The sequence below is a fragment of the Achromobacter marplatensis genome (genome assembly GCF_049060505.1).
Classification (GTDB): Bacteria; Pseudomonadota; Gammaproteobacteria; order Burkholderiales; family Burkholderiaceae_B; genus Achromobacter; species Achromobacter marplatensis_A.
Genome location: NZ_JBMGRB010000004.1, coordinates 63,574 through 88,319, shown reverse-complemented (window position 1 = coordinate 88,319; position 24,746 = coordinate 63,574). Strand labels below are relative to the sequence as shown.

The window sequence follows — 24,746 nt, the reverse complement described above, 5'->3', positions numbered from 1 at the left end:
TGTATCCAGTGGCGGTAGTCCCGCCTTAGTAGCGCGGATAATAAGATCGGAGATTCGCCAGATGCAAGTCGGCACTGAAAGACAAGCGGGATCCGAACTACACGCTTGGCGTCAATTCTTGGCCCGAAGCACCCTTTGGCTAGGCGTTTTGCTGCTGGGCAGCGCCGCGATTTGCTGGGTCGCCGCCAACTGGCAGGACATGACAAAAGTGCAGCGCTTCGCCGGCACGCAAGGTCTGCTGGCGATTTCCGCGCTGGCTGCCGCCTGGGCCGGATTGCGCCTTCGCGGCACGCCCGGCGTGCGGCGCAGCATCCCTGGCGCGCTTCTGGCCTTGGCCGGCATTTTGCTGGGCGCCTTGCTCGCGTTATTAGGCCAAACTTACCAGACTGGCGCCGATACCTGGGAATTGTTCGCCTGGTGGGCGGTCTTGCTGCTGCCGTGGGCGCTGGCCGCGGCCAGCCAGGCGGTGTGGCTGCTGTGGATCCTGGTGCTGAACGTGGCGGCCGCGCTCTGGCTGGGTGAACGGATGTTCTCGTGGCTGTCCGTGTTTGGCGGATCGGACACCGTCAGCCTTGTCATGGCGGCGCTGAACCTGGTGCTGCTGCTGGGCTGGGAGCTCGCCGCGCACCGCTGGCGCGCCAGCACGCTGATCGGCCCGCGCATCCTGGCGGCCCTGGTCATCAGCGCGCTGGTCATGGCCCTGATGTTCGTCGGCTTTTTCTTCGGCCGCGAGCAAGGGTTCAGCGGCATTGCGTGGCTCGCCGTGACGGCGGGGCTAGGCTTTTATTATCAGCGGGTCCGGCGCGACCTGGTCATCCTGGCCATGCTGGCCGCTGGCGTCATCTGCGTGTCGCTGCGATTCGTAGGTGAATGGCTGCTGCGCCTGGAGCCCGGCGTGTGGGCCGCGCTGCCGCTGGCGGCCTTGCTGATGGCCGAAGCCGTGCTGGCGGCGCGCTGGCTGCGCAAGCTGGCGGCCGAACCTCGCGCGGCAGGGCCCGCCGCCGCCGACGCCGAGCCGGCTTCGGCATCGGCCGGCAATGCCGTGGAGCCCGCCGATTCCGGCGCGCCCGTGGCGCAGCTGGCGCCGGCGGCCGCGCCGCACGCTGAACCGCCCTGGTATGTGCAGTGCCTGCTGGGCCTGAGCGCCTGGCTGGCCACGCTGCTGCTCCTGGTTTTCGTGGGCTTCTCGGGCATCGTCACGTCCGAAGAAGGCGCGCTGGTGGCCGGGCTGGTCCTGTGCGGGGCCGGCGTTGCGGTGCTGCGCAGCGACGCGGGCCCCTTCTGGCGGCAATGCGGCACGGCCATGGCATTCGCCGGGCAGTTGCTGATCATTTACGGTTTGTCCGATTCCACCTCGTTCACCAGCGCTTGCGTGTTCGTGCTGCTGATGGCCACGGCCATCTATGTGCTGGGCCCCGATGTGATCCTGCGTTTCCTGTCCGGACTGCTGATCGCGGGAGCCGGCGCCAGCCTGATCTGGCGCGGCCTGTCGCCCCAGCTGATGCGCGACGACCTGGTGGAGGCGTGGCTGGATTTCGATCCCACGTTGTCCAACGTCGTGTGGCTGCCCATCGCCGTGATCGGCGCCTGGGCCACCGCCGTGATCCTGACCATGGGCCATCGCGGGGGCGCCAAGCGAGACCATGCGCTGCAGCCGCTGGCCTGGGCCTTCCTGCTGTCGGTGCAGGGCATGGTGTGGCTGGCGGGCGGGATTTCCGCCCTGCATCTGCCCGCGATGTGGCAGCTGAATCCCCAGGGCGCCCTGTTCGTCACCGCGGGCGCCTTGCTGCCGGCGGCAGCGGCGATGGCGGTGCTGTGGCCCCGCCGCCATATGTTGACGGCCGGCGTTACCTGGGGCGTACCGATCGCACTGCTGATCCTGGCCGGCTTCTGGCTGCCCAGCCCGGGCGTGGGGTTCGCGCTGGCCTGGCTGCTGTTGGGCTTTGGGTTGAATCAGCTGCGCCTGATCGTCTTCGGCGTGATCAGTCTGCTGGCCTACCTGGGCGTGTACTACTACCAACTGGATGTGCCGCTGCTGCAAAAGGCGCTGTGGCTGGGCGGCGGCGCCTTGCTGCTGTTCGTCTTGCGCGGCCTGGTCTGGCTGGTGCCGCGGCTGATGCGCACCCAGTCGCCCGACCGGCGTGCCCCGCTGCCGCCGGTTTCGGCGCCGTTGCGCTGGCGCACGCTGGCTATCCTGGGCGGCCTGGCGCTGGTGCTGGTGGTGGCCAACGGCGGCATCTGGCAGCGTGAAAAGCTGCTGGCCTCGGGCAAGGTCATTATTCTGGAACTGGCGCCGGTGGACCCTCGGTCGCTGATGCAGGGCGACTACATGGCGCTGGACTTCGCGGCCAGCCGCGATATCACGCGCCTGCGGCTGGGCGGCGAGCGTCCGGTCGACGACGAAACCCTGCCGGGCTTCGAGCCCGACGGCTATGTGATGCTTCAGACCGACGCGCGGGGCGTGGCCACGCCGCTGCGTATCCAGCCCGACGTGCATCCGCATACGGACAGCGAGGTGCCGTTGCGCTACCGCGTCCGTGACCGCGGCGTGCGCATCGTGACCAATGCCTGGTTCTTCCAGGAAGGCGAAGCCAAGCGCTTCGAGGTCGCCCGCTACGGCGAGCTACGCGTGGGCGACAACGGCGAGGCCTTGCTGGTGCGAATGCTGGGCGCGGACTTGCAGCCGCTATAGCGGCAAGGCCGGCTCAGGGTCCGGCTCAGGGTCAGGGCCCGGCTCAGGGTCAAGGTCAGGGGAAGCGCCGCGCCCAGTGCGCGGTGGCTTCGCTTAGAAACTGCCCGCAGTCGGCGCCGGCTGAAAGGGGGGCAAATCCCAAGGCGCGCCAGGCGCCCCGTAGCGCCTCCAGGGGCGCTTGCATGTCAATGGCGGGGGCCCCGTTCTGCTTGGACAGCTTCAGGCCGCTGGCGGGGTCCAGGATCAGCGGCACATGCAGGTAGCGCACGGGGGGCAGGCCCAGCAGCCGGCCCAGCACGCGTTGGCGCGCCGTGGAACTGAGCAGGTCGGCCCCGCGCACCACGTCCGTCACGCCCTGTTCGGCGTCGTCCACCACCACCGCAAGCTGATAGGCCCATAGCCCGTCGGCGCGTCGCAAGGCAAAGTCGCCCACTGCCTGCGCCACGTCTTGCGCTTGCGGCCCCAGCCACCGGTCTTCAAAGTGCTCGACGCCAGCGGGAATGCGCAGGCGCCAGGCGCGCGCCTTGCGGCCTTCCGGTAAACCGTGGCGGCAGGTGCCAGGGTACGGGCGTTCGCCGTCCGCGCCGGGTGCGGCCTGGCCACGCAAGGCCGAATCGGCGATTTCGCGGCGCGTGCAGCCGCAGCCATAGGTCAGGCCGCGCGCGGCCAAGGCATCGAAAGCGGCTTGGTAAGCGGCGTTGCGTTGAGACTGCCACATGACGGCGCCGTCCCAATGCAGGCCCAGCGCGTCCAGTTGCGCCATGATGGTATCGGCGGCGCCCGGCACGGTGCGGGGCGTATCCACGTCTTCCATGCGCAACAGCCAGCGCCCGCCGTGGGCGCGCGCATCCAGCCAACTGGCCAGCGCAGCCACAAGTGAACCCGCATGCAGCGGGCCGCTTGGGCTGGGGGCGAATCGGCCTACGTAGTTCACAGCAACGACAAGGGGCCCCAATGTATGGGGCCCGAGCGCAGGATCATCAATGCAGCAACCGCACGCCTTCTTCGTCCAGCAGCTCTTCCAGGACCAGGTTGTCGATCTCGGCTTCCTGGCTCCAGAGAACCATTAGGGCGATGATCTTGATCTTGGACAGCGGCACGGGCGTTTCCGGCGAAGCCAGGCCCCGGTCGATGACGATTTCGCGCAACGGCGCCGGCAACACGCCGGCCGATTCCAGGAAGGCGATGAAGCCAATGGATTCGGTGCCGAGCTGGCTGTATTCGTTGTCGGTGTAGATCCGGGTTCCCGAAGTGGGAGCCTGAGCGAGGTCGACGCATCGTTCCGTGGTCTCGGCCAAACCGTACAGCCAGCCGAGAGCGTCGTCGATGTCTTCGTGCTCGAAACCGGCGGCGGCAAGCCGCTTAGCGAGCACATCGGCCGCAGGACAGGCTTGCGGCGTGTAGTAATTCTCGAACAGATAAACCAGGATATCGAACATATGGCGCAGTTTTGTGCCTGTTTGCACAGTCGGCCCGCAGATCGGCAGACCAGCAAACATGAATTTTACTTTACGCTGATTTATTTAGCCGGGCAACCGGCGGAAAGGCGGAATGTTGTATGTCGTCACCCTGTGGATACAGGCCGCCATTCTGCCGGGATTTGCTGCCAAAATACGGGATTGCGCGAAATAAAAAAGGGGCGGACTGTGGTCCGCCCCTTTTATTTTCAAGCCTTCCCGGTCAGGCCGCTTTGGCAGCGGTCTCCAGTTTCAGTTCCGCCAACTGCCGGATGAAGACGGGGATGCAGATGGCGAGTCCGATCAGGCCGGTGGTCAGGCCCGGGACGATCGTGAGCAGCGCGCCGAGGGTGCACAGCCACCGTTCCCAGCTTTTCATGCCCACCAGCATGTAACGCGAGAACGCCGCCGACAGCAGCACCAGCCCGACCATGCAGCCGGCGAGGGTCACGAAGAAGTCGTACCAGGTGAAGCCCTGCACCGAGATCAGCAGCGATGGCGAAAACACGAACACGAAGGGCACGATCAGTTTGGTGATGCCCAGCCTGAACGCCGTGTTGCCGGTCTTGAAGGGGTCGCTGCCCGCCATGCCGGCCGCCGCATAGGCGGCAAGCGCAACCGGTGGCGTGATGTCGGCCAGGATGCCGAAATAGAACACGAAGAAGTGCGCCGCGATCGGCTGCACCCCCAGCTGCACCAGCGTGGGTGCGGCCACGGCGACCATGATCAGGTAATTGGCCGTGGTGGGGATGCCGCAACCCATCAGGATGCACACGAGGCCCGTCATGATCAGCGCGGCGACAAGCGTCAACGACTGCGTGTTGGCGATCGCTTCCGGGATCACCACCGACGCAACGCCGGCGATGGACTGCGCCGCCGAGATGACGATGTACGAGATCTTGAAGCCCACGCCCGTCAACGTCACCACGCCGATCACGATACCCACGGTGCCGGCCGCGGCGCCCACGGCCAGCGCGTACTTGGCGCCGGTCTCGAACGCTTCGTACAGGTCGCGCAGGCGCAAGCGCTGGAATGGATTCAGCAGGCCCACCAGGATGCAGCCGGTGATGCCCGCGAACGCCGCCAGATACGGCGTGCGGCCGCTGGCCAGCACGCCGATCAGCAGAAACAGCGGAATCAAGGTCGGCCAGCGCATCTTGAATGACTGCTTGAGCTTCGGCATTTCTTCGGGCGTCAGGCCGCGCAGCCCTTCACGCTTGGCCTCGAAGTGCACCTGCATGAACAGGCCGAAGAAGTACAGGAAGGCCGGGAAAATGCCTGCGATGGCGATCTGCTGGTAGGGGATGCCCAGGAATTCGATCATCAGGAACGCGGCCGCGCCCATGATGGGCGGCGTGATCTGCCCGCCCGTGCTGCTGGCGGCTTCGACGCCGGCGGCGAAATGCCGGGGGTAGCCGACGCGGATCATCGCGGGAATCGTCAGCGAACCCACCGTGACCGCATTGGCCACCGACGAACCGGACAACATGCCGAACATGGCCGAGCCAAACACCGACACCTTGGCCGGGCCGCCCGCATAGCGGCCGGCAACGGTCGAAGCCACGTCCAGGAACAACTGGCCCAGCCCGATGCGGGTCGCCAGCACGCCGAACAGCACGAAGTGGAACACGTAGGTCGCCACCACGCCCACCGCCACGCCGTACACGCCCTGGCTGGTCAGGTACATGTGGTTGACGATCTGGGACCAGGTGTTGCCGGCGTGCTGCAGCAGCCCGGGGAAATACGGGCCGAACATGGCATAGGCCATGAACACCAGCGCGATGACGGGCAGCGGCCAGCCCATGGCCCGCCGCGTGGCCTCCAGCAGGCCGATCAAGAGGATCGAGCCCATGAACACGTCGATCGGCAGCGGATTGCCGACGCGGAACGCAAGGTCTTCGAAGATATAAGGGATGTACATCACCGACAGTGCCAGTGCCACGGCGATGACCCAGTCATACAGCGGTATGCCCCCCGGCGCGTACCAAGTGGACTTGGGTTCGCGCTGATAGTGCGACTTTGAAAATCCGAACACCAGGAAGATCAGGCTTAGCACGAAGGCCAGGTGCACGCCGCGGTGCGTGGCCTCGCGCAGCAGGCCGAAGCCGGCGGTGTAGTAATGGAAGATCGAGAGCGTGACGAGCAGCCCTGAAACGATCCAGGTGGCGGTCTTGTCCAGCGGCCGGAAGCGGATCTCGGCATCGTACTTCTCCGCCAATTGCTGGGTTTTTTCGTGGTCTATTTCCATCGCCGTGATTCTCAGGATGATTCAGCAAGCAGGGCCGCTCATGGCGGCCCGACTCAAGCGCGGCGCATAACACGCCGCAGGTAGATACACTTTCCCGCCCCCTTGCAGCGAAACGGCACGCCCGCCGCACAACGCCGCCGCCACCGATCCGGGCCGCGTGGATCCGGCTTTGCCGGTCCACAGCGGCGCCCCTGGGGGAGGCGCCGCAGGCGCCAGGGGGGGCCTACTTCACTTCAGCAGGCCGATTTCCTTGTAGAACTTTTCGGCGCCCGGGTGGAACGGAATGCCAGCGCCCTTGATGGCGTTGTCGCGCGTGATGAGCTTGCCCTTGGCGTGGCCGTTGTCCAGCGTCTTGCGCGTGGCGTCGCTGTACAGCGCCTTGGTGACGTCATACACGACTTGTTCCGGCAGCTTGGCCGACGTGACCATTTGCGCGTTGACCGAGATGGTCTTCACTTCGCCGACGTTCTGGTAGGTGTTGGCGGCGATGGTGTCGGGCGTGAAGAACTCCTGCTTGGCGCGCAAGGCGTCGATTTCCGGGCCGACCAGCGGCACGATCTCGATGCCCGCGCCGCTGGAGGCCAGTTCGGCGATGGCGCCGGCCGGCGCGCCGCCCACGAAGAAGAAGGCGTCCAGGCCGCCGTCCTTGAGCTTGTCGCCCGCCTGGTTCGGCTTCAGGTATTCGGCCTTGATGTCCTTGTCGGTCATGCCGTAGGCGCCCAGGATCAGGCGCACGTCCACCAGCGTGCCGGAGCCCGGCTCGTCCATGGACACGCGCTTGCCCTTCAGGTCGGCCACGCTTTTGATGCCCGCGCCCTTGCGCGTCACCAGGTGGATGCTTTCCGGATACAGGGTGGCGATCAGGCGCAGGTCTTGGGCTTTGGGCTTGCCTTCGAACGTGCCGGTGCCGCTGTAGGCCCAGAACGCCACGTCGGATTGCGTGAAGCCGGCTTCAAACGAGCCGCCCAGGATGCCGTTGATATTGGCTACGGATCCGTTGGACGCCACTGCCGTGGCGACCAGCTTGCCCGGTTGGGAGACGGCGTTGGCGATGATGCCGCCGATCGGATAGTAGGTGCCGGCGGTGCCGCCCGTGCCGATGCGGAAGAATTGCTGGGCCTGTGCGGAACCGACGGTGCCGACCGCGGCGACGGCAACGGTCAGGGCGGTAATCCAATGCTTGAGTTTCATGCGAGCTTCTCCGGGACTTTATGACGGGTTTATCAACGTGACGCCTTGCGTCGGGTCGTTCTTGCCGCGCGCGTTCGCCAAGGCAAAAACGGGCCTCCCCCTGGGGGCCTTTCTATGATGAAATTCTGGCATGTAGGGGTCCCGTAGCCAATGGTTACGGGGCTATCGTTTACCTGGGGGTGAATTGTCCTTTGGGTTATGGACGGTCATGTTTTGGTTATGGCGTGCGGTTACACGATCACGCGCTTACGTCCCATGCGGTACAGATAACGGAGTCACCCTGATGTCCCAGGAAGTCATACGCGGCATAGCGCTGCCCCCGCCCGCGCAACCGGGCGACCCTCTGGCCCGCGTTGACACGCCCAGCCTGGTGCTGGACCTGGCGCCGTTCGAGGCCAACCTGCGCGCCATGCAGGCCTGGGCCGACCGCCATGACGTAGCATTGCGTCCGCATGCCAAGGCGCATAAATGCCCGCAAATCGCATTGCGCCAACTGGCGCTGGGCGCGCGCGGCATCTGCTGCCAGAAAGTCAGCGAAGCGTTGCCCTTCGTGGCGGCGGGTATTCGCGACATCCACATCAGCAATGAAGTGGTGGGGCCCGCCAAGCTGGCCCTGCTGGCGCAATTGGCGCGCACCGCCAAAATGAGCGTCTGTGTCGACAACCCGCAGAACCTGGCGCAGATTTCCCAGGCCATGACGCAGGCCGGCGCCGAGATCGACGTGCTGGTCGAAGTGGACGTGGGGCAAGGCCGCTGCGGCGTGTCGGACGACGCCCTGGTGCTGGCGCTGGCGCAACAGGCGCGTGACCTGCCCGGTGTGAATTTCGCCGGATTGCAGGCCTATCACGGCTCGGTGCAGCACTTTCGCACGCGCGAAGAACGGTCGCAGGTTTGCCGGCAGGCGGCGCGCATCGCGGCGTCGTATGCGCAACTGCTGCGCGAAAGCGGCATCGCGTGCGACGTCATCACCGGCGGCGGCACGGGCAGCGCGGAATTCGACGCGGCAAGCGGCGTCTTCACGGAACTGCAGGCGGGGTCCTACGCATTCATGGACGGCGACTACGGCGCCAATGAATGGGATGGTCCGTTGACGTTCCAAAACAGCCTCTTTGTGCTGTCCACGGTGATGAGCGTGCCCGCCCCGGACCGCGTCATCCTGGATGCCGGGCTGAAGTCCACCACCGCTGAATGCGGCCCGCCCACGATCTTTCAGGAAGAGGGCCTGGTCTGTGCCGCCATCAACGACGAGCACGGCGTGGTGCGGGTGACGCCGGGGGCGCAGGTGCCCGCACTGGGCAGCGTGTTGCGCCTGGTGCCTTCGCACGTGGACCCCACCTTCAATCTGCACGATGGGCTGGTCGTGGTGCGCGACGGCGTGGTCGAGGACATTTGGGAGATCGCGGCGCGCGGCTTCTCGCGCTGAACCGCAGCGGGCCGCCGGCGCGCGCATGTTGTGCGCGCCGCGTCTGCGCTTCAGGCCGCCAGGTTCGTCATCCCCAGGAATTGCCGTAATTCGGGGGTGGCGGGCGCCGAGAACAATTCCTCGGGCGGGCCGATCTCGTGCACGCGGCCTTGATGCATGAACACCACGCGGTCGCACACTTCGCGCGCAAAGCGCATCTCGTGCGTGACCATCAGCAAAGTCATGCCGTCGGCCGCCAGTTCGCGCACCACCGACAGCACTTCGTTCACCAGTTCCGGGTCCAGCGCGGACGTGATTTCGTCGCACAGCAGCGCCAACGGCTGCATGGCCAGCGCGCGGGCAATCGCCACGCGCTGCTGCTGCCCGCCGGACAGCTCTTCGGGCCAGGCGTCGAACTTGTGCGCCAGCCCCACGCGGGTCAGCATTTCGCGCGCCATGTCGGCCGCCTGCGCCTCTGGCATGCGCTTGGCGACCATGGGCGAGAGCATCACGTTGCGCCCCACCGTCAGGTGCGGGAACAGGTTGAATTGCTGGAAGATCATGCCCACCTTCAGCCGCAACGCGCGCAATCGCAACTCGTCGTCGCCCAGTTGCGCGTCGGCCACCATGATGGCGCCGCCGTCGATCTGTTCCAGTCCGTTCACGCAGCGCAGCAGCGTGCTCTTGCCCGAGCCGCTTTTGCCGATGATGGCGATGACCTCGCCGGGTTCGACGCGTAGCGTCACCCCCTTCAGGACTTCGTTGTCGCCGAATTTCTTGCGGACGTCTTCAAGGGCGATGAGGGGCATGCAACTTCCTTTCCAGCCGGAGGCTGAGGCGCGACAAGGGCCAGCACAGCGCGAAGTAGATCAGCGCGGCGCAGGCATAGACGGTGAAGGGGCCGAAGGTGGCGTTGGTGATGACGGTGCTGGCTTTGGACAGCTCCGTGAACCCGATGATGGACGTCAGCGCGGTGCTCTTGACGATCTGCACGGCGAAGCCCACGGTGGGCGCGATGGCGATGCGCAACGCTTGTGGCAGCACCACATGGCGCATCTGCTGAACGTAGCCCAGCGCCAGGCTGGCCGACGCCTCCCATTGGCCCTTCGGAATGGCCTCGACGCAGCCGCGCCAGATCTCGGCCAGGAAGGCGCCCGACCACAATGTCAGCGCCGCGCCGGCGGCCAGCCAGGGCGGCACTTCCACGCCCAGCAGCGACAGGCCGAAGAACGCCAGGAACAGCTGCATCAGCAGCGGCGTGCCCTGGAACAGCTCGATATAGGCCCAACTGACGCGGCGCATTGCGGCCACGCGCGAAGTCCGCATCATCAGCGCCAGCACGCCCATCAGTGCGCCGCCGACAAACGCCACGAGCGATAGCGCCACGGTCCAGCGCGCGGCCAACAGCAGGTTGCGGACGATGTCCCAGGGGGTGAATTCAATCATCTTGCCGCCTTGCGGAACAGGCGCCGTCCGGCCAGGCGCAGCAACTGGCGTAGCAGGATAGCCAACGCCAGATAGATGCCGGTGGTGATCAGGTACACCTCGAACGCGCGGAAATTGCGCGACTGGATGAAGTTGGCGGCAAAGGTCAGGTCTTCGGCGGCGATCTGCGAACACACCGCCGATCCCAGCATCACGATGACGATCTGCGACGACAGCGCCGGCCAGATGCGTTGCAGCGCCGGTTTCAGCACCACATGCCGGAACACCTGCAAGCGTGTCATCGCCAGGCTGGCGCCGGCCTCGTACTGGCCCTTGGGCGTGGCGTCGATGCCGGCGCGGATGATCTCGGCGCTGTAGGCGCCCAGGTTCAGCGCCATCGCCAGGCAAGCGGCCTGCATTTCGCCCAGTTGCACGCCCAGCGACGGCAGGCCGAAGAACACGAAGAACAACTGGATCAGGAAGGGCGTGTTGCGGATCACCTCGACATAGGCCGCCACCGGCACGCGCAGCCAGGCCGGACCCTGCGTGCGGACCCAGGCGCAGGCGATGCCCAGCGCCACGCCGGCCACCGCGCCGAACGCGATCAATTCGACCGTAACGCCGATGCCCTTGACCAGCACCGGCGTGTAATCGAAGACCGCGCCGAAATCGTATTGGTAAGCCATGATGGCCGCCGGCGGGGCTTACAGGTCCTTGGGCAGTTCGGCGCCCAGCCACTTCTGCGAAATCGCGGACAGCGAACCGTCGCGCCGGGCCGCGGCCAGGATGTCGTTGACCTTGGCGCGCAACTTGGGCTCTTCCTTGTTCATGCCGATGTAGCACGGCGAATTCTTGATCAGGAACTTGGTTTCCGGTTTCTTGGCCGGATTGCGCGCCAGGATGGCGGCGGCGACCACGTTGCCCGTGGCGATCATCGGCACCTGACCCGACAGAAAGGCCGTGATGGTGCCGTTGTTGTCTTCGTAGCGTTTGAGCGTGGCGGATTCGGGAGCAATCTTCGACAGTTCGATGTCTTCCACCGAGCCGCGCGTGACGCCGATGGTCTTGCCCGCCAGGTCGGCCGCCGACGACACCTTCAGGTCCGCGGGGCCGAACACGCCGTTGAAGAACGGCGCATAAGCGTCCGAAAAGTCGATGGCCTTCTCGCGTTCGGCGTTCTTGCCCAGGCTGGAGATCACCAGGTCCACCTTGCGGGTCTGCAGGTAGGGCACGCGGTTGGCGCTGGTGACCGGCACCAGTTCCAGCTTCACGCCCAACTGCTTGGCGATCAGTTGCGCGGTGTCGATGTCATAACCCAAGGGCTTCATGTCGGCGCCCACCGAACCGAACGGCGGGAAATCCTGCGGCACGGCGATCTTGATCGTGCCCGCGCGGACAATATCGTCCAGCGTGTCGGCGTGCGTCAGCGGCGCGGCCAGCAGGCTGGCGGCGGTGCAAAGGGACAACAACAGGGTTCTACGGTTCATGAGGGACTCTCCAGGGCGCGCACCGCCCGGGACGGGTCAATGCGTTGCACACCGATTCGGTATACAAAGCTGGAAAAGCAAGTTCCGTGCCATTTCACGCCTGCCACGCAGCGGCCGGATACAGCCCGGCGATGCTCCGGTTTGGTGCGGCGAACGCGCCGGATGCGGGCATGCGCGGCACCGGTTTGGGTCGCGCTGCCGGACGCGGGGTCAGCGCTTCATTTGGGGCGCCCTGCCGGACGCTGGGTCAGCCCTCCAGATGGGGCTGCATCAGGGCGGCGAACCAGTCGTGGAAGACAGCCAGGCGGCGCGAGCGCTGGCGCCGGTGGGGGTACAACAGCGACACCGGCATCGGCGCCGGGCGCCAGCCCGGCATGACCTCAACCAACTTGCCGGCGTCCAGCAAGTGCTGCACATCAAAACGGGGAATCTGGATAAGCCCCAGCCCGGCCAGGCAGCAGGCGATGTAGTTTTCGGCGTTGTTCACCACCACGCGGGCGGGCACGCGCGCCAATTGCCCGGCGCCGCCTTCCGCCAGGTACTCCCACGGCAGTTCCCGGCCGGTCTTCGGCGACGCGTAACCCACGGACCAATGCCCCGCCGACAAGTCATCGGGCAGGCGCGGTTCGCCCTGTTCACGCAGGTAGTCGGGGCTTGCGCAATTGATCAACGCGATATGCCCCAGCGGCCGCACGACCAGGCTGCTGTCATCCAGCGCGCCGATGCGCACCGCGCAGTCCACCCCTTCCTGCACCAGGTCGATGGCGCGGTCGGTCGAACTGAGCACGAGTTCAAGGCGAGGATGGCGGCGCAGCAAGCCCGGTAGCGCGGGCGCGATCAGCCGGCGTGCGACGCGGCTGGGTGCATCGATGCTGAGCCGGCCCGACACCTGGCGCTGCCCGGCGTGGAACAGCTGGTCGATGTCTTCCACTTCCGCCAATAGCGGGCGGACGCGTTCCAGCAGTTGTTCGCCGTCCGCCGTCAGCCGGACTTGCCGCGTCGTCCGATGCAGCAAGCGCACGCCCAACTGCGTCTCCAATTGCTGAATGGCAGCGGAGACCGACGCGCGTGGCACCTCCAGGGCGTTGGCGGCCTTGATGAAACTGCCCATGTCGGCGACTTGGGCGAACACGCGGTATTGGTCGAATCGGTCCATGCGTTTGGCTTCCCCTGCCGCCCACGGGCGGATCGCCCTGTGGATAACGGCAGGTAAGAGTGTTGGGCCCGTCAATACTATAAGGAACCCCGCCCAGACCAAAAGGAACCTTGCGCAGGCCCGGCTGCTTACTTCGTCGTATAGCCGCCGTTGATCAGGATGGTCTGGCCGGTGATCCACCAGCCGTCGCTGACCAGATGGCGGATGAAGGGAACCACGTCCTCGATGTCGGTCAGCCCGGTCTTGCTGAACGGCGACAGCGCGGCGGCGGTCTTGTGATACGCCACGGCGTCGGCGCCTTCGGCCGGGTAGAAGAACGGCGTGTCCATGGGGCCGGGGCCGACGGCGGTGACGGAAATACCGCGTGCGCCGAACTCCTTGGACGCGGCGCGGGTGTAGTGCTCGACAGGCGCCTTCGTGCCCGCATAGGCGGCGTAGAACGGCGTGAACGCGCCGAGCAACGACGTCACCAGCGTGCAGACCTTGCCGTTGTCGTTCACGTGGCGGCCTGCTTCGCGCAAGAAAAAGAAGGCGGTCTTGGAGTTGACGGCGGTCATCTTGTCGTACTCGGCTTCGCTGATCTCGGTGAAGGGCTTCTTCAACACTTTGCCGACGGTGTTGATGGCAATGTCGGGTCGGCCCACGGCGGCGACGGCGTCGGTGAACAACTTTTCAACGGCGGCGGCGGTGGTCAGGTCGCCTTGCAGCGCGACGGCTTTGGCGCCAGCCGCCTGGATGGCGGCAACGGTCGCATCGGCATCGGCCTTGGACGCCGCGCTGTTGTAGTGGATCGCCACGGCGCGGGCGCCATGCTGCGCCAGGTCGCGCGCGATCAGCCCGCCCAGGTTCTTGGCGCCGCCGGCGATCAATGCGACTTTGCCCTTGATGGAATGGTCTGCCATGGAAAAACCCCTTCATGAATCGATGGAGCTTCGAGCTTAGGCAAGCGCATCCCTGCGATAAACCACCCGGGGCTGGATGGATCATCCAGAAAATCCGCCCAATCGCGATGAAAAAAGCCGTCCCTTTTTACGGGAACGGCTTTTGTGGCAAGGGGCTGCCCGGTGCCACGGACAGCGGGCGCCTTGTCCTGATCGTTGATCTTCAGTCCACCTGCGCGCCGGACTGCTTGACGGCTTTGCCCCACTTGTCGACTTCGCTGGCGATGAACGCGCCGGTGCCTTCGGGCGTCAGCGGCATGGGTTCGGCGCCGCGGTCACGCAGGAACTTCTGCATTTCCGGCGTGCCCAGCGCATGGCCGATCTGCTTGCTGAGGTAATCGGTGATGGCCGGCGGCGTGTCGCGCGGAGCCAGCACGGCGGCCCAGCCGATGGCCTCAAAGCCGGGGTAGCCGGACTCGGCCACGGTCGGAACCTCCGGCAGTTGCGGCAAGCGCTTGGCCGTGGTCACGGCCAGCGCCACGGCCTTCTTGCTTTGCACGTGCGGCAGGCCAGCGGTGACGGAATCCACCATCAGCGGCACCTGGTGGCCCAGGAAATCGGCCTGGGCCGGGCCGCTGCCCTTGTAGGGGATGTGGCGAATGTCGATATCGGCCGCGGCCTTGAACATTTCCGCCGACAGGTGCTGGGTGCCGCCGATGCCCGCGCTGGCGTAGGCCAGTTCGCCCGGATTGGCGCGCGCTTGCGTCACCAATTGCTTAAGCGAGGTGATGCCGGACGCGGGCGTGGCCAGGAACATCAGCGGTACCGAGAACACGCCCGACACCGGCGCAAAATCCTTGGTCAGGCTGTAGTTGATGGTCTTGTACAGCGTCTGGTTGACGGCGGCGGCAGAGCCCGCGATGACCAACGTGTAGCCATCGGGCGTGGCGCGCGCGGCCTGCTCCATGCCGATGTTGCTGCCGGCGCCCGCGCGGTTTTCCACCACGATGGGCTGCTTGACGGCGGCGCCCAGCTTTTCAGCCAGGGCGCGGGCGAAGATGTCGGTGGCCTGCCCGGGCGGGAACGGCACGATCAGGCGGATGGGGCGTTCGGGGTATTCGGCATGTGCCGGCGCGCCGGCCGCCGCCAGCGCCAGACCGGCGGCAAGACTGGAAAGGATACGTTTCATGATTGGTCAGTAAAAAGCGACAACGGGCGGCGCGCGTGGGGCGCGCCACTTGCATAAAATAGAGCGCCCGGACGGCAGGCCCTTTTGAGGCAGCCCGGGGCGGATCGGCGGGGGGTGCGTCACGATAGCATCCCTCTGTCGGTGCTACATTTGCGTTTTCGCGCTTCCCCCTTGAAGTTTCCCCTTCATCCCTGTCCTTTTACCCCGCAGGAACCGCCATGGAATTCAGCCAGTTCAACGTCAACACCCTCATGGAGATCACCTCCCGCCCGGACCTCGTGTTCGTCAGCGGCAAGGGATCCTGGCTGGAGGATCACGCGGGCAAGCGATACCTGGACTTCGTGCAGGGCTGGGCGGTGAACACGCTGGGCCATTCCGCGCCGGAAATGCAGCGCGCGCTGGTGGAACAGTCGCAAAAGCTGATGAACCCGTCGCCGGCGTTCTACAACATCCCCTCGATCGAACTGGCCCAACGCCTGACCGGCGCGTCCTGCTTTGACCGCGTCTTCTTCGCCAACAGCGGCGGCGAAGCCAACGAAGGCGCCATCAAGCTGGCGCGCAAGTGGGGCCAGGTCAAGAAGAACGGCGCCTACAAGATCATCACGATGAACCACGGCTTCCACGGCCGCACGCTGGCCACGATGTCCGCGTCCGGCAAGCCGGGCTGGGACAAGATGTTTGCCCCGCAAGTGGAAGGCTTCCCCAAGGCCGAACTGAACGACCTGGAATCGGTGAAGAAGCTGATCGACGACAAGACCGTCGCCATCATGCTGGAACCGGTGCAAGGCGAAGGCGGCGTGATCCCGGCCACCAAGGAATTCATGCAAGGCCTGCGCCGCCTGGCTGATGAAAACCAGTTGCTGCTGATCGTCGACGAGGTGCAGACCGGCATGGGCCGCACCGGCAAGATGTTCGCCTATCAGCATTCCGACGTCATCCCCGACATCATGACGCTGGCCAAGGGCATCGGCGGCGGCGTGCCGCTGGCTGCGCTGCTGGCCCGCCAGGACGCTTGCGTGTTCTCGCACGGCGACCAGGGCGGCACGTACAACGGCAACCCGCTGACCACCGCCGTGGGCGTGGCCGTGTTCGACGCACTGGCCGCCCCGGGCTTCATGGACGCCGTCAACGCGCGTTCCAAGCAACTGTCCGAAGGCCTGCTGGCCCTGTCGGCCAAGTACGGCATGAAGGGCGAACGCGGCATGGGCCTGCTGCGCGCGCTGGTGATGGACCGCGATGATGGTCCGGCCATCGTTGAAGCCGCGCGTAAGCTGGAACCGCAAGGCCTGCTGCTGAACGCCCCACGTCCGAATTTGCTGCGCTTCATGCCGGCGCTGAACGTGACGGCGGAAGAAATCGACCTGATGCTGAGCGAACTGGACAAGCTGATCGCGCAGGCGCGCAAGGCTTGATCGGGTTTGTGGCATCGTAAGGAGCAAGGGTCGCGTATTCGCGGCCCTTATGCTTTGGAGCGCCAAGCGAACGACGGCCGTTTGGGCGGCATTCCCTGGCGCAGGCGGCCTGCTACGTTGGCGGGTGAGCCCGAATATCCTGGGCTACGAGGAGGGCACGCCCACCGTCAGCGACATCCTGAGTGACTCGTGGATTCGATGACGGACAACGCCGTTTCGCAGACACCATGCGTCACATCGGGCAAAACCACCTCGTTGTTCGTCACCAGCGATTGTCGGTTCGATGGCTATCCCCAGGTGCCGATCGCCAAGTAGCCGGCATCACGGGACTGGTTTCGACCGGATAGTTCCGCTTGGCGTATCCAAGGCCCCGCCTGCGGTCGTTGAAAAGACACAGGGGAGCCGTTGTCGTCAGCCTCAAGCACGCCGAGATGCAGCGCAAGCTCGAGGAATTGGACCGGGTGATTGTCGGAAGTACATCCTCGCTGAAAACTGAACGGGCTCGCACGGACTATGCCAGGCGGGGGGTAGGCGGGTCGGGATGTTGATTTGAAGCCGAATTGACGGAATTGTGGGGAGCGGTAGGGGCGGTCTGTGTGTACGGCTGCGCCGACGGCTGAGGCGGCTACTTGCGCAGCTTACAACTGGGGCGCGGGGATTCGTCTGTGTCTGGCTGCGGGATATCGCTTTCCGCGGAAGTCTCTTTCAACAGGACGAGCGCTTCCACGCACCCGGCAGCAGCATGGATGCGAAAGTGAAGTCTCACGCCTTACGCGGTGAAATTTGTATCGCTAACGTCAACCTATGGCGAAGTTGCATTCGAACGGCCAACGTAAGGTTTCGCATGTCCAAGGGATTCGATCTCGGGCGCAATTTCACCGGCCAGGTTGTGCCGCGGTAGCTGGCCCTCATTTGTGCGGTCTGCATCTAAAAATGGCGCCCGGACTACAATGGCGATCGACCAATATGGCTGGTACAGCCGCTGACGAAAAGATCTGACTGAATGGCTTCGTTACAGTCCGCCGCCCCACTTGCAAAACCATGTGCGCCCTGCCGAACGTTGAGTTCGGCGGAACGGCTGCGGCTGCTTGCGCGCATGTTCACGCGGCCGGTTTTCGCAGATATTGCTCGGTCTGGAAACTGGCAGGTTGCGCTCGGGTTTTTGAGGGAGCACGGGCTGCTGATTCGGGCATCCAAGGGCCAGTCGCTGGCATCGTTATTTGAGTCTGCATGGCACGAAATGCGGCGCGCATATCGTAATGAGTTTGTATACAAGACCGAAATTGCCGGCCGGATTGTGTTTGGAAGGCATAGCCCGAACACTGCATCACTGCACGTGGAGCTTCCTGTCGGTCGCTCAATCGTGGACCTTGCTGTCTTCAACGGCACGTCAACGGCATACGAAATAAAAACTGAGTTCGACACACCACGACGCCTGACGACACAGACCTCGGACTATCTGACAGCGTTTGACCGGGTGTGTTTGGTGACTCATCCGCTTCGCGCGGAAAGCTACGCTGAAATTGCTGACCCACGCGTTGGTATTTTCGTGCTTACCGATAAAGGATTTCTACGAAAAATTCGCGAGCCGTTGAGCAATATCAATAATTTATCGCCCCAAGCTATATTCAGTTGTCTTCGAAAAGCCGAATATGTCGATGCTGTTTCTGTGAAAACCGGTGAGCCGGTGGTGAAACCATCCGGGATTATTCAAGCCTATTGTGGGGAAATTTTCCAACAGTTCACGCGCCTAGAAGCACATGCAGTGTTCGTAAACGCATTGAGAAAAAGGAAAACTGACGGGGAAACCGTGCGCTTTGTGACCGCGCTGCCTGACAGCTTGCGCGTTCTTGGCTACGCCACTCCGTTGTCTGGGCGCCAGAGAGAAACCGCGCTCTCTGCATTGAGAGAGGACATCGGCTTTCAGCTTGCCTGATGCTCTCTCCGTCTAAATGGCGGGATGAGAGAGGGTCAAGCTTTGTATTTCCCATATTTTTATGCCCGACAGTCGGAGATGTTGGCATTACGTTCGTTGCGCGGTAATTATCCGCTTCGAGACATCGTCATTCCCATACTGGAGCCAGTGAACCGCGCCCATGCGCCGCTGCAGCGATTGTTGAGCGACTTCGGAGAGGCTGATGACAATCTCGTTGTCGTTACGAACCCATACCAGCACGAGTTCCGTGATGGTCTTGATGGTTGGATTGAGCCAATTGAGGCAACTATCGATGCGCACGGTTCTCTCATTCCTGGCTTGCTATGCACGCAAGCCACGACCTTTGAGCAAATCAAGAATTTTCTCGCACAATATCGGGAACGCGACGTTGCGCTGTTGTACATGAATGCCCGATTAACGGAAGCGAATGCACAACGGCTAGCAGACAGGCCAAACATCCGATTCCATATCAACCTCCAAGAGCGGATGAGTGCGGCACATCGGGCGATGCTCCCTCGCCAGAAGGTTGTGGATATACGTGATGACTTCCAACGCAAGGCGCGCAATTCCGATTACGAAGGTATCGAGTTCTTCACGGACCGGCATCAGAATTTTCACGAAATAGCGATCGGGTTCGGCGATTACACGATACTTGGGGCAATTTTTGAGGCAGGAGGCGGCCCTGCAGCTGCGGTTGCAATACACGGCACCTTCAAAGAGCGAGGTGGAGATGTGTGGGTCGAACACTTCATTTCCGACGATATCCAACTCAACATTGGTACTGTCGGTGAGAAGTTTCTCCAAGCTGCGGGGAAGTTTGTCGCCCGTGCACAAAGTCTTCCCCGAAAGTTCGGCAACGACCAAGCACTGCAAGATTACGCTGCAGACGTTGCGGCCCAGCACTACCCGGGACTGGGGAAGAGCAAAGAACGGCAGATTTATCACCACGTCGCGCTGATGTATCAGTTGCTCACCGGCCAGCTCTGAGTAAGGGGCGGCTTACACCTCTGGCGCACTGCAAGATTGTGAGCAGTGCGACCGCTGCGGTGACGCTGCGCCCGATCGAGACCACTCTCCAGACCCTGTCGGTCAAATACGGAATGAAGGGTGAGCGCGGCATGGACCTGCTGAACGCCCCACGTCCGAATTTGCTGCGCTTCATGCCGGCGTTGAACGTGACGGCAGAAGAAATCGACCTGATGCTGAGCGAACTGGACAAGCTGATCGCGCAGGCGCGCAAGGCGTAAATCCCTACGCCAGATTGTCAGCAGCAAGGGCCGCTTTCGCGGCCCTTGTTTTTTGGCGGGCCGGATGACGCCATTGATTTCATTGTCGCCCCGAAGCGGTGCCGCGTCATACCAAAACGCTTATGGAAACCTCAGGTTTATTCATTGGGCTGACATGCCCGATCTCCCCATAATCTTCTCGCAGGCTTCAAAAGCCGCCGTCCAGTCGCGACGCATTTGATGATTCATGGGGATGACATGTTGAGGACAGTACCGGGACGCACCCGCTGCGTAGCAGCAGGGATCGCGCTCTTGCTTTTCGCAGGCGCCAGCGCTTGCGCCGCCGCCGACTATCCGGATAAGCCCATCAAGCTGGTCGTGCCGCAGGCCGCCGGCGGCGGCACGGATGTGATCGGCCGCTTGTGGGCGGACTACCTGGCACGGCAGCTCAAGACGCCGGTGGTCGTTGAGAACCGGCCGGGCGCCAACGGCATCCTGGCATCCAGCTACGTCGCCAAACAGCCGGCCGACGGATACACGGTGCTGGTCAGCGGGGTGTCGTACCTGGCCTTCAACCCGCATATGTACAAGAACATGCCGTATGAGCCGGCGCGGGATTTCGACGGCGTCAGCCTCTTGGTGAATACGCCCTTCTTGCTGGTCGCCGGCACGCAGACGGGTATCCGTTCGTTGGACGACCTGGTTGCCCGCGCCAAGGCCGAACCCGAGTCGCTGAATTTCGCGTCGGCGGGCAAGGGCAATTCCACGCATCTGGTCGTGGAGATGCTGGCGCAGAAGACGGGCATGAAGCTCACGCATGTTCCGTACAACGGCGCTGCTGCCGGGCTGACCAGTGTGATGGCCAACCAGACCCAGGTGATGGCCGACGTGCTGAACACGGGCGCCGTGCAGGCCAACGCGGGCAAGGTGGTGCCGTTGGCCGTGGTGGGCAACAAGCGCGCGGCAAGCGTGCCGGACGTGCCCACGCTAGCCGAACTGGGCTTCAAGGATTTTCCGATGCCGGGCTGGTACGCGCTGGTGGCGCCCAAGGGCACGCCGCCGCAGGCCATCGCACGGCTCAACGCCGAGACCCGGCGCTTCTTTGACGACCCCGCGGTCAAGGCCCGCCTGCAGGAGCTACAGCTTGAGCCCCTGCCCTCGTCGCCCGAGACCGTGGGCGAATGGACCGAACGCGATAGCGCTACTTGGGGTCCGCTGATTCGCCAGCTGGGCCTGAGCAACGACTGAAACCACGACAAAGGACACACCATGCCCAAACTCACCCAGGCTGTCTGGCACTACCGGTTCGACAAGATGACGTCCATGATGGACGAGCTGGCCGTCGATGCCGTCATCTTCACGTCGGCGGACTTCTTCCAGTTCGCCACCAATTTCCACACCGACGTCTTGCCCTGGGAACGGCCGATCTTTGCCGTCGTGCCCCGCAACGGCACGCCCTTTCTGGTGATGAACGAGCTGTCCACGCATCACATGCAGTTCTCGCAGGAACAGGGCAAGGTCTGGATCACTGACATCAGCTACTACGCCGAGCATCCACGGGTGCAGAACCGGCTGCCTTTGATTACGCAGCTGCCCGAGGTGTTGGCGGCACGGTTGAAGGCCGCCGGCCTGGCGCGGTCGCGCATCGCCGTCGAAGGCGGCAGCCCGGTGCTGGCGCAGTTAGCGCGCTTCCTGCCCGACGTCGTCTTGCGCAACGCCACGCCCGAGTGCCGCGCGCTGCGTTGGCAGAAGCACGATGAAGAGCTTGCCGTGATGGCGGCCGCCGCGTCCATCTCCGACTGGATTCAGGACCGCTACCGCGAGAACATCCGGCCCGGCCGGCTGGTGCAGGAACTGGACTTCGCCATGGCGTCGCTGTTCGTGCAGGAGGCCGCCGAGCGCTTTCCGGGCGAGCACTTCGAGGTGATCCGCTGCTGGACCTTGAGCGGCCCCGCGTCGGCCTCGCCGCATGGTGATGGCGCGTCATGCGGCGCGCGGATCCAGGAAGGCGACGTATTGGTGAACATCGTCATTCCGCGCTTGAACGGCCTGACGATCGAGAACGAGCGCACGTGGTTCTGCGGTACGCCTTCCGCCGAGCAGGTGCGGTTGTGGACGGCGGCCAAGGCGGCGAACGAGGCGGCCATTGCCGCCGCGTGTACCGGTAATCCCGTCTGCGCGATCGACGCGGCCGCGCAGGCCGAGATCGAGAAGGCCGGGTACGCGGACTTCATCCGCCATCGCACCGGCCATGCCGTGGGCATCATTCACCACGAGTACCCGGAAGACATGGCATTCAACCAGCGGCCGCTGCTGGACAACGAGGTGTATTCGGCCGAGCCGGGCATCTACGCCTACGGTATCGGCGGTTTCCGTCTGGATGACACGGTCGTGGTCGGGAGCACGCCGCGCGTGCTGACCCACACGCCCAAGACGCTCGAGTACGCGACGGTCAAGTAGCGGCGTCGTTTGAAGCGCTGCCGTGGGAGGTGCCCTGCGCCTCCTGGCGCAGCGTTTCACGCAAGGCCGGCAGCACGATGCTGGGCGAGTCGGCCGCCCACAACATGCCGATGGGGCCGAACTCCAGGCGGGACGGCGCGCGCACGATGCTGATCAACTGAAGCCGTTCGTACATGTGCGCAACGGAGCTGGCCAAGGTGGCGATGTAATCGCGGTCTTGCAGCATCGACAACAGCGCAACCAGCGAACTGGTCTCGACGGACGGCTTCGGGGGCGGCATGCCCGCGTCCACCACGGCCTGGTCCAGCCGCCCGCGTGACAGCGTGCCCAGCGGCGGCAGGATCCACGGATAACGCTGGGTGTCTTCCCAGCAAGGCGCATCCAGTTCCGCCAGCGGATGCCCGCGCCTGGCCACCACGCTGAAAGTGTCGGTCATCAGCCATTCGGTGCACAGGCCAGAGCGGCTTGCGCGCACATCCAACGGCCCGATGATGAGGTCGATTTCGCGCCGTTCGACGCGCTCAATCAGGGGTTCTAGCAAGCCCTCTATCAGTTCGATCTGCACATTGGGCGAACGCTGGTGCAGCGCGGCGATGGCGCGCGGCAGCAAGACGGGCGCCGCGGAAAGAATGGTGCCGATATGCAGATGGCCGGCCACGCCGCCTTTGACCGCTTCGATTTCTTCGCCGGTGCGCGCGGTGTCGCCCAAGACGCGGCACGCGTAGCGCCAGAGCGCACCCCCCGCCTCTGTCAGTTCAAGCGACCGGCCACGCAGGAACAGCGGCGTGCCGACCAGGTCTTCCATGTCGCTGAGCCAGTGCGACAGCGCGGGCTGCGTCATGTGCATGGCTTTGGCGGCACCGGTAACGCTGCGTGCGCTTTCCAGCGCCGCCAGCACTTGCAGGTGGCGAAGCTTCAGCCGGCGGGTCCAGGGCGGGTCGATCGAGGTGGCGTCCATGCGGAAATGGTAATGGATCTCTCAGCTTTATTCATTAGCGCCTTATGGTCCTTGGCGGCCAAAATGCCTTTCCCGATAGACGAGGGCAAGCGGTGACGAACGCAACAGAAAACATGGCCCAGACGCGGGCCTTAAGCGACATGGCGCAGGCCCTGGCCGCCGCGCCCCAACCCGAGCGCGGCCTGCAGGCGCTGGCCACGGCACTTGCCACCCGGATCGGCTATCGGCTGTTCACGGTACTGGTGCTGGACCGGCAGGCGGAGCAGAGCCTGCGGTATTTCTCAAGCCAACCCGGGGCTTATCCGCCGGGCGGCGCCAAGCCCATCCGCGAGGACAGCGAGTTTTTCGCTTCTGTCGTGTTGGGCGGACAGGCACGAATTTGCGTGGACCGCGCGGAGTGCATGCGCGCGTTTCCAGACCACGAGCTCATTCATTCCCTAGGCTGCGAGAGCGCCGTGAACGTGCCCGTCCGCTGGGACGGCCAGACCATCGCATCGCTGAACCTGCTGCACGAGGCCGGTTGGTATCGCCGGGACATGTTGCCGGAACTGAGCTGGTACGCCGCGATGGCCATTCCCATCATCCAAAAGATCATTCACACAACCCGCTCGTAGAGAGAGAAAACGATGACACGCCTTCGCATCGCCATCACCGCATTGTTGCTGTCGACGGGATTGACACCGGCTCATGCGGCGGACGCCTACCCCGCCAAACCGATCACGATCATCTACCCCTATGCCCCGGGATCGGCGTCGGACACGATGACCCGCCTGCTTGCGGAAGCCATGTCCAAACGACTGGGGCAGCCCGTGATCGTCGACGGCAAACCCGGCGCCGGTGGCTCCATTGCCACCGAGCACGTCGTCAGGGCCGCACCCGACGGCTATACGCTGCTGCTCAGCGCAAGCGGCACCATCGCGGTCAATCCGCATATCTACAAGCTGCGCTACAACCCCGTCGAGGATCTGGCGCAGATTTCGATCGCCGTGGAAGTCCCGTTCGTCTTCGTCGTGGGCAAGAATTTTCCGGCGCAGGATTACGTGGCGTTCAAGGCGTTAAGCAGCACGAAACCCGGCGGCCTCTCTTCGGCGAACGCCGGGCTCGGTACTCAGGCACACCTGACACAGGCGGCCTTTGCCAAGTTGGCGGGGGTGAACCTGAGCATCCTGGGTTACAAGGGGGCCGCGCCCGCCGTCAACGACATCCTGGGCGGACACGTGGATTCGATGATGGACAACGCAGCCTCGCAAATCCCGTATGTCACATCGGGCAAGACGACCGCGTTGTTCGTCACCAGCGATTATCGGTTCGACGGCTATCCCAAGGTGCCTACTGCGAAGGAACTGGGCATCACCGGGTTGGTTCCGACCGGGTGGTTTGGTTTGGCGGCGCCCAAGGACACGCCGCCTGCGGTCGTTGAAAAAATACAGGGTGCGGTGGTTGCGAGCCTTAAGGATGCCGAGATGCAGCGCAAGCTCAAGGAGTTGGGCTGGGTGATCGTGGGGAATACGTCGCAGCAGGCCACTGAGCGGGCTCGCAGGGACTATGAGCTTCTGGGGAAGGTGGCTCGGGATATTGAGTTGAAGCCGAATTGACGGATTCGTGGGAAGCGCCCGGCCTGTTGCC

Annotated in this window: 21 protein-coding genes and 1 pseudogene; 10 read left to right on the top strand and 12 right to left on the bottom strand. The window is 64.3% G+C overall.

What is annotated here, in order from left to right:
- Nucleotides 1-61: 61 nt before the first annotated feature.
- Nucleotides 62-2,692: a GDYXXLXY domain-containing protein gene (locus ACI0FO_RS11440; RefSeq protein WP_416026757.1), complete on the top strand. Its 2,631-nt coding sequence runs from the start codon at nt 62-64 to the stop codon at nt 2,690-2,692.
- A gap of 55 nt (nt 2,693-2,747) precedes the next feature.
- Here ACI0FO_RS11440 and gluQRS read toward each other — a convergent pair whose 3' ends face one another.
- The 4 genes from gluQRS to ACI0FO_RS11420 form a co-directional block, all read right to left on the bottom strand.
- Nucleotides 2,748-3,626, bottom strand: coding sequence for a tRNA glutamyl-Q(34) synthetase GluQRS (gluQRS, locus tag ACI0FO_RS11435; RefSeq protein WP_416026755.1), 879 nt, complete (start codon nt 3,624-3,626; stop codon nt 2,748-2,750).
- A 46-nt stretch (nt 3,627-3,672) separates the two neighbouring features.
- On the bottom strand, nt 3,673-4,131 hold the full coding sequence (locus tag ACI0FO_RS11430) for a DUF494 family protein (RefSeq protein ID WP_006227779.1): 459 nt from the start codon (nt 4,129-4,131) through the stop codon (nt 3,673-3,675).
- Nucleotides 4,132-4,372: 241 nt separating this feature from the next.
- Nucleotides 4,373-6,397 carry a TRAP transporter permease gene (locus tag ACI0FO_RS11425; RefSeq protein WP_416026753.1) on the bottom strand — a complete coding sequence of 675 codons (2,025 nt, stop codon included), beginning with the start codon at nt 6,395-6,397 and terminating at the stop codon, nt 4,373-4,375.
- A 228-nt stretch (nt 6,398-6,625) separates the two neighbouring features.
- Nucleotides 6,626-7,588 carry a TAXI family TRAP transporter solute-binding subunit gene (locus ACI0FO_RS11420; RefSeq protein WP_313460923.1) on the bottom strand — a complete coding sequence of 321 codons (963 nt, stop codon included), beginning with the start codon at nt 7,586-7,588 and terminating at the stop codon, nt 6,626-6,628.
- 283 nt (nt 7,589-7,871) lie between these two features.
- Here ACI0FO_RS11420 and ACI0FO_RS11415 point away from each other — a divergent pair, with 283 nt between their 5' ends.
- Nucleotides 7,872-9,011, top strand: a complete 1,140-nt coding sequence (locus ACI0FO_RS11415) for a DSD1 family PLP-dependent enzyme (protein WP_416026751.1) — start codon at nt 7,872-7,874, stop codon at nt 9,009-9,011.
- A 50-nt stretch (nt 9,012-9,061) separates the two neighbouring features.
- Here ACI0FO_RS11415 and ACI0FO_RS11410 read toward each other — a convergent pair whose 3' ends face one another.
- The 7 genes from ACI0FO_RS11410 to ACI0FO_RS11380 form a co-directional block, all read right to left on the bottom strand.
- Entirely contained in the window at nt 9,062-9,799 is a 738-nt protein-coding gene (locus ACI0FO_RS11410) for an amino acid ABC transporter ATP-binding protein (protein WP_416026749.1), read from the bottom strand.
- The gene (locus tag ACI0FO_RS11405) at nt 9,780-10,436 is read right to left on the bottom strand and encodes an amino acid ABC transporter permease (RefSeq protein WP_416026747.1); all 657 of its coding nucleotides are present in this window, start codon (nt 10,434-10,436) and stop codon (nt 9,780-9,782) included. The genes ACI0FO_RS11410 and ACI0FO_RS11405 overlap by 20 nt, the downstream gene beginning before the upstream one ends.
- Nucleotides 10,433-11,101: an amino acid ABC transporter permease gene (locus tag ACI0FO_RS11400; RefSeq protein ID WP_416026745.1), complete on the bottom strand. Its 669-nt coding sequence runs from the start codon at nt 11,099-11,101 to the stop codon at nt 10,433-10,435. Before ACI0FO_RS11400 ends, ACI0FO_RS11405 begins: the two co-directional genes overlap by 4 nt.
- 18 nt (nt 11,102-11,119) lie before the next feature.
- Nucleotides 11,120-11,902 (bottom strand): transporter substrate-binding domain-containing protein, encoded by a 783-nt coding sequence (locus ACI0FO_RS11395; RefSeq protein ID WP_416026743.1) that lies wholly within the window; start codon nt 11,900-11,902, stop codon nt 11,120-11,122.
- A gap of 247 nt (nt 11,903-12,149) precedes the next feature.
- The gene (locus ACI0FO_RS11390) at nt 12,150-13,058 is read right to left on the bottom strand and encodes a LysR substrate-binding domain-containing protein (protein WP_416026741.1); all 909 of its coding nucleotides are present in this window, start codon (nt 13,056-13,058) and stop codon (nt 12,150-12,152) included.
- A 128-nt stretch (nt 13,059-13,186) separates the two neighbouring features.
- The gene (locus ACI0FO_RS11385) at nt 13,187-13,960 is read right to left on the bottom strand and encodes an SDR family oxidoreductase (RefSeq protein WP_416026739.1); all 774 of its coding nucleotides are present in this window, start codon (nt 13,958-13,960) and stop codon (nt 13,187-13,189) included.
- Nucleotides 13,961-14,162: 202 nt separating this feature from the next.
- On the bottom strand, nt 14,163-15,128 hold the full coding sequence (locus tag ACI0FO_RS11380; RefSeq protein ID WP_416026737.1) for a Bug family tripartite tricarboxylate transporter substrate binding protein: 966 nt from the start codon (nt 15,126-15,128) through the stop codon (nt 14,163-14,165).
- Nucleotides 15,129-15,346: 218 nt separating this feature from the next.
- Between ACI0FO_RS11380 and ACI0FO_RS11375 the strand changes: the two genes are divergently transcribed.
- From ACI0FO_RS11375 to ACI0FO_RS11350, 6 genes and pseudogenes are all read left to right on the top strand, one after another.
- A complete protein-coding gene (locus tag ACI0FO_RS11375; RefSeq protein ID WP_416026735.1) occupies nt 15,347-16,540 on the top strand; it encodes an acetylornithine transaminase in 1,194 nt (397 codons plus the stop codon).
- Between the two features lie 1,003 nt (nt 16,541-17,543).
- Complete coding sequence (locus tag ACI0FO_RS11370) at nt 17,544-18,476, top strand: sce7726 family protein (protein ID WP_416026733.1); 933 nt, start codon at nt 17,544-17,546, stop codon at nt 18,474-18,476.
- 24 nt (nt 18,477-18,500) lie between these two features.
- The gene (locus ACI0FO_RS11365; protein WP_416026731.1) at nt 18,501-19,463 is read left to right on the top strand and encodes a sce7725 family protein; all 963 of its coding nucleotides are present in this window, start codon (nt 18,501-18,503) and stop codon (nt 19,461-19,463) included.
- Between the two features lie 86 nt (nt 19,464-19,549).
- A pseudogene (argD, locus tag ACI0FO_RS11360) lies at nt 19,550-19,723 on the top strand (acetylornithine transaminase); the annotation flags it as partial.
- A gap of 291 nt (nt 19,724-20,014) precedes the next feature.
- A complete protein-coding gene (locus ACI0FO_RS11355; protein WP_416026729.1) occupies nt 20,015-20,950 on the top strand; it encodes a Bug family tripartite tricarboxylate transporter substrate binding protein in 936 nt (311 codons plus the stop codon).
- A 21-nt stretch (nt 20,951-20,971) separates the two neighbouring features.
- On the top strand, nt 20,972-22,162 hold the full coding sequence (locus ACI0FO_RS11350; protein WP_416026727.1) for a M24 family metallopeptidase: 1,191 nt from the start codon (nt 20,972-20,974) through the stop codon (nt 22,160-22,162).
- On the opposite strand, the gene ACI0FO_RS11345 is transcribed toward ACI0FO_RS11350, so the two are convergent.
- The gene (locus tag ACI0FO_RS11345) at nt 22,155-23,120 is read right to left on the bottom strand and encodes a LysR substrate-binding domain-containing protein (protein WP_416026725.1); all 966 of its coding nucleotides are present in this window, start codon (nt 23,118-23,120) and stop codon (nt 22,155-22,157) included. The genes ACI0FO_RS11350 and ACI0FO_RS11345 overlap by 8 nt on opposite strands.
- Nucleotides 23,121-23,212: 92 nt before the next feature.
- Between ACI0FO_RS11345 and ACI0FO_RS11340 the strand changes: the two genes are divergently transcribed.
- Nucleotides 23,213-23,734 carry a GAF domain-containing protein gene (locus ACI0FO_RS11340; RefSeq protein WP_416026723.1) on the top strand — a complete coding sequence of 174 codons (522 nt, stop codon included), beginning with the start codon at nt 23,213-23,215 and terminating at the stop codon, nt 23,732-23,734.
- Between the two features lie 12 nt (nt 23,735-23,746).
- A complete protein-coding gene (locus ACI0FO_RS11335) occupies nt 23,747-24,715 on the top strand; it encodes a Bug family tripartite tricarboxylate transporter substrate binding protein (RefSeq protein ID WP_416026721.1) in 969 nt (322 codons plus the stop codon).
- The last annotated feature ends 31 nt before the right edge of the window (nt 24,716-24,746 follow it).